This is a genomic window from Vibrio fujianensis (genome assembly GCF_002749895.1).
Lineage (GTDB): Bacteria > Pseudomonadota > Gammaproteobacteria > Enterobacterales > Vibrionaceae > Vibrio > Vibrio fujianensis.
The window spans coordinates 407,752-413,662 of sequence record NZ_NBUS01000054.1; the positions used below are offsets into that span (position 1 = coordinate 407,752).

A 5,911-nucleotide genomic window follows, 5' to 3' on the forward strand; every position below is an offset into this window, starting at 1 on the left:
GAAAGTGTTTCAGATCACCATGCCCGTGTTCGTCAGCTCAATGAAGTGAAAGAAGCCCTGAGTCGTATCGAAGGGGCACATTTCAAACCATTTGCTTCGATTGTGGATTACCACAGTCAGATGTTTGAATCAGGCGTGGTGCCTAAAAAACTGCGAAATAGCAGTGACCGTTCCAAATTTTACCGCTTGATTGAAGCCTCGTTATATGGCGGTATTTCCAGCGCGATTACCCGCTCATTGCGTGATTATTTATTGCCACAAAATGGCGGAGTGAAAAAAGCGTTCCAAGATATGGAATCGGCATTGCGTGAAAATCGCATGACTTTAGAAGCCATTAAAAACACGCAAGCAGATCGAGATCTGTTCAAACATCTAATTGCTGAGTCAACCCAATATGTTGCTGCTGACTATATGCGCCACGCGAATGAGCGTCGTATTAACGTTGAGCAAACCTTGTCGCTGCGCCAAGAGCTTTTTACCGCTCGTGAAACCCTAATTGAGCAAAACCAGTTACTTAATCGTGTTCATGAAGAGTTAGAAATGCTGGCTGAACAAGAGTCTGCACTAGAGCAAGATTACCAAGGCGCTTCCGATCATTTACAACTGATGCAAAATGCCCTGCGACAGCAAGAAAAAATTGCTCGTTATCAAGAGGATTTAGAAGAGCTCAGTATTCGTCTTGAAGAGCAGTTAATGGTGGTCGAAGAAGCGCAAGAACGTGTCATGTTGGCGGAAGAACAAGCGACGATGGCCGAGGAAGAAGTCGATAGCCTGAAAACGCAATTGGCTGATTATCAACAAGCGCTTGATGTACAACAGACCCGCGCTTTGCAATACCAACAAGCGTTACAAGCCCTCGACAAAGCTCGCCAGCAGCTTAATGATCCCACTCTCTCCGCAGAAGTTGCTCATGCGCGAATCAGTGAGCTGAATGCCCAGCAAGAGCAAAAAACCAGCGAGCTATTATCAGTAAAACACAAATTGGATATGTCATCAGCGGCGGCTGAGCAGTTTGAACGAGCGCTGAGTTTAGTGAAAAGCGTGGTGGGAGACGTCGACCGTAGCCAAGCGGCTGAACATGCGAAAACTATTTTACGTCAAGCACAAGATGCTCAACAGGTAGTACAAAATGAACAGTCGTGGTTGGAGCAACAGCGAGATCTGCACCATCGAATTGAACAGCAAAACCTTGTACAGCAGCAAGTCAATGACTATTACAAGCACCATCAGGTTCTTCTGAGTGAAGAAGATAGCCTTGAGTTAGAGCGTGAACGCCACCAAGCGTTGTTAGAGAGTTTGGAGCAGAGCCAAGAAACGCTACGTGAGCAGAGAAGTCAGCAACGTCGCCTTGAGCAAGAACTACACTCTGATATTGCCCGTTGTGAAAGCATTGCTCCAGCATGGATTCAAGCCAATGATGCTTTAGCAATTTTACGCGAACAAAGTGGTGCTGAGTTAAATGACCGCCAGTCTGTCATGCGGGAGATGCAATCGCTGCTAGAGCGTGAAAAAGTACAATCGCTGGAGAAGGACAAACTGGCTCAGCGTCGAGCCTTACTTGATAGCGAAATTGAGCGGCTTGCTTCACCGGGCGGTTCAAACGATCCTCGTTTGAAAGGGTTGGCCGATACACTAGGTGGCGTTTTATTGTCTGAAATTTATGATGATATTACTCTGGAGGATGCGCCTTATTTTAGTGCGATGTATGGCCCTGCTCGGCATGCGATCGTGGTCTCTGATTTATCTGGCATAAAAGAGAAGTTGGTTGAGCTGGATGATTGTCCTGAAGATCTCTATTTAATCGAAGGGGATATCGATGCCTTTGATGACAGTTCGATTGATGTTGAAGAGTTAGCCGGGGCGGTTTGTGTTCAGTTAAATGATCGACAAATGCGCTATTCTCGTTTTCCAGAGATCCCTTTATTTGGGCGAGCTGCTCGTGAGCAACGTTTAGAGCAACTTCGTTTAGAACGAGAAGAGATCGTTGAAGCGCATGCCAAAGCGGCTTTTGATTCGCAAAAACTGCAACGTTTATACAGCAGTTTTAACCTTTTTGTGGCTGAGCATTTACAGTGCGCATTTGAAGATGATCCTGAGCAAGCATTATTGACGGCACGTGAAAAACGCAATCAGGTACTTCGTCAGCTAACTGAGCTGGAAAATCAAGAGCTGCAACAACGCAGCCAACGCCAATTGAGTAAACAAGCCTTATCGACACTCGATAGTATTGCTCCGAATTGGCGTCTGCTGGCTGAAAATACCTTGCAGGAGCGCTTAACTGTACTGAATGATAAATTGGAGCATCTGAGCCAAGCGAAGGTCTTTCTTGCTCAGCATCGTCAAACGGTTGAACAGTTACAGGCTCTGGCTTCTGCTCTAGAGGTGGATCCAGAGCAGTTTGATGCACTCGAGCAGCAATATCAACAAGCGGATCAGGTGCTGCAAAGCTTAAAAAGTCAGATCTTTGCTCTGTCTGATCTCTATGAGCGTCGCCAGCATTTTTCTTACTCTGACTCTGTTCATCTACTTAGCCAGAGTAGTGAGTTAAGTGAGCAGTTGAAAGGGAAACTCATACAAGCGGAAAGCATTCGAAATCGTCGTCGCGATGAATTAAAGCAAGCACAAACTCAGTTGAGTCAGTATCATCAAGTCTTGGCGTCTTTAAAAAGCTCTCATCAAGCCAAGCTGGAAACAGTACAGGAATTTAAGCAAGAGCTACAAGAATTTGGGGTTCAGGCCGATGAGAGCGCATTAAGTCGTGCTTTGCAACGTCGTGATGATCTGCATGAACGTTTACATAGCTCTCGTGGTCGTCGGAGTGAATATGAGCGAACGATCACCTCGACCGAAATGGAAATGAAGTCGTTAGTTAAGCGACTGAAAAAATTGGAAAAAGAATATCGAGACCTGCGTACCTTGGTGGTGAATGTAAAAGCGGGTTGGTGTTCAGTATTGCGCCTGGCGCGTGAAAATGATGTCGAACGTCGTTTACATAAGCGTGAACTGGCGTATTTATCAGCCAGTGAACTCCGCTCGATGTCGGATAAGTCACTAGGGGCTTTGCGTTTAGCGGTTGCTAATAATGAAGAATTACGCGATGCGTTACGCTTATCAGAAGATAATGCACATCCTGAACGTAAGGTGCTGTTTTATATTGCTGTTTATCAGCATCTACGGGAACGTATTCGTCAAGATATCATTCGAACAGATGATCCAGTTGAAGCGATTGAGGAAATGGAGGTTGAGCTTGCTCGTCTAACAGAAGAACTGACTCAGCGAGAAAATCGCTTGGCGATCAGCTCTGATTCTGTTGCTAGTATTATCCGTAAGACGATTCAACGTGAGCAAAATCGTATTCGTATGCTTAACCAAGGGCTATCGAATATTGCCTTTGGTCAAGTGAAAGGCGTTCGTCTTAACGTCAAAGTGCGTGAAAGTCATGAAATTTTGCTCAGTGGGCTAGCTGAGCAACAAACGCAGCATAAAGACCTGTTTGAAAGCACTCGTTATACTTTCTCTGAAGCAATGGCGAAACTGTTCCAACGAGTCAACCCACACATTGATATGGGACAGCGTTCACCTCAGGTGTTGGGGGAGGAGCTGCTGGATTATCGTAATTATCTTGAGCTAAGTGTTGAAGTGAACCGTGGCTCCGATGGTTGGCTACAAGCCGAGTCTGGCGCATTGTCTACTGGTGAAGCTATTGGTACGGGGCAATCGATCCTGCTGATGGTGATACAAAGCTGGGAAGAAGAATCTCGTCGTTTACGCAGTAAAGATATTGTTCCCTGTCGCTTGCTTTTCTTAGATGAAGCAGCACGTTTGGATGCAAAGTCAATCGCTACCTTATTTGAGCTTTGTGAGCGTTTGGATATGCAATTGTTGATCGCCGCGCCGGAAAATATTAGCCCAGAGAAGGGCACAACTTACAAGCTTGTTCGTAAAGTCTTTAAAGATCACGAACATGTCCATGTGGTAGGTTTACGTGGTTTTGCAAATCAAGAGCAAGTAAAAAGTGAAGCGCAACAATTGGCTGAAGCGTTAAATTAACGGTTCGCTTTGATCATAAAACGCCTTCGATATGAAGGCGTTTTTGTATCGGCAGAAATAGATTAGCGGTTTGGTCACTTATTTTTCTGGGTTACCAAACTGTTTTGCCGCATAAGCTACCCGTTCAGCTGGGGTCGGATAAATCAATGATGAACCTAAATTTTCAATATGTTGGAGACGAGGAAGCAAACCAGCACCATTGGCGGTTTGAATGGCTAGCCCCGGACGAGCATTGAGTTCGAGCACCATGGGGCCTTCTTCTTTGTCGAGTACCATATCTGTCCCTAAGTAACCAAGCCCGGTCATTTCCCATGCACTGGACGCTAAGGTTAAAAGCCGTTCCCAATGTGGTACGGTCAGGGTTGAAAGATCTTTGCCGGTATCCGGATGATGGGTGACCGGACGGTTAAACTGAACGGCACGCACAGCCTTACCGGTAGCGATATCCATTCCAACCCCGACCGCTCCTTGGTGCAGGTTTGCTTTTCCATCGGAGGCTGAAGTCGATAAACGCATCATCGCCATAACGGGATAACCTTTAAAAACGATAATTCGTACATCAGGTACGCCTTCATAGCTAAAGCCATCAAAGCAATCATCAAACTTGATTAGGTTTTCTATCACGGCAACGTCATTTTTACCGCCTAATGAAAATAATCCAGCTAAAGCGTTGCTGATGTGCCTTTCAACATCTTCCTTAGTAATGGTTGAACCGGATGGTTTGGTATATAGCCCATTTTGATGAGAACTAATGACTAAAATTCCCTTTCCCCCACTACCACGAGCTGGCTTAATAACAAAACCAGGCCAGTGCTCAACCATGCTATGAATTCGTTTTACATCACCTTGGTTGCTGATCACACCAATTAATTTAGGCACCGTACAGCCTGCTCGTTGAGCAATTAATTTTGTTTGCAGTTTATCGTCAACCAAGGGGTATTTAGAGCGGTCATTATAACGGCCGATATAACTGTGGTTACGTTTGTTCATCCCCATGATCCCTTTGCGGCGCAATTTGAAAGGGGAGGTGTACTCAGAAAGAGAGAGAAACATCTTAATCTCCATCCACCAAAGGTTTAAAGCGACGCAACTCAGTGATACGGTAACCGGTATAGGTTCCGAGCAATAAGATAGCGGCTAACACAACCAGCTGTAAGCCAATAAAGTTGAAGGTAAGATGCTGGACATAACTATTTGTCATCGCTAAATAGATCAGCACGGCAGTTAATAGTGAACCGCCACCTTGTAGAATGACTTCTTTTGCTCCTTCTTCTTCCCAGAGAATGGACATACGTTCAATGGTCCATGACAAGATGATCATCGGGAAGAATGTGATGGTTAAACCTTCGGTTAACCCAATTTTGAACGCCACCACGGTAAAGACCGAAATAATTAAAATAACCGAGATAATGACGGCCGATATACGAGCAACTAGTAATAAATTGAGTTTCGATAAATAACTGCGGATAATCAGACCGGTACCGACAATCAGTAGGAAACCCACAATGCCAGTGGTCAGTTGTGTTTGTACAAAGGCCACGGCAATCAGTACTGGCATAAAAGTACCAGAGGTTTTCAAACCGATGATGATACGTAAAAATACCACGATCAGAGCACCAATAGGAATAAGCATAATCGTTTTAAACATTGCTTGCTCTTCCAAAGGCAAGCTATGAATCGAGAGGTTGAGTAAACCATCTGCTTCCACTTTACTGGTCGTGGCTTGCTGGGGAGAAACCTCTTGCGCAATCATGGTAAAATGAACTTGGCTATTTTGGCCGCCGATCACATCCAGTAGCGAAATATTCGATTCATCCCATACTAAAAGGTTAGGTTGAGTGGGTTGAATCCCCGTTTCTGG

3 protein-coding genes are annotated in these 5,911 nt (G+C 45.2%); 1 reads left to right on the plus strand and 2 read right to left on the minus strand.

Translation table 11 applies throughout. From position 1 onward, the window contains the following. Positions 1-4,050 (plus strand): chromosome partition protein MukB (gene mukB, locus B7C60_RS14935; protein WP_245869531.1); only part of this gene is annotated, 4,050 nt, incomplete at its 5' end. Between the two features lie 78 nt (positions 4,051-4,128). On the opposite strand, the gene B7C60_RS14940 is transcribed toward mukB, so the two are convergent. Further along, the gene (locus B7C60_RS14940; protein ID WP_099612337.1) at positions 4,129-5,103 is read right to left on the minus strand and encodes an alpha-L-glutamate ligase-like protein; all 975 of its coding nucleotides are present in this window, start codon (positions 5,101-5,103) and stop codon (positions 4,129-4,131) included. Position 5,104: 1 nt separating this feature from the next. After that, the coding region (locus B7C60_RS19625; protein WP_281251722.1) for a 7TM domain-containing protein at positions 5,105-5,911 on the minus strand (807 nt) is incomplete at its 5' end.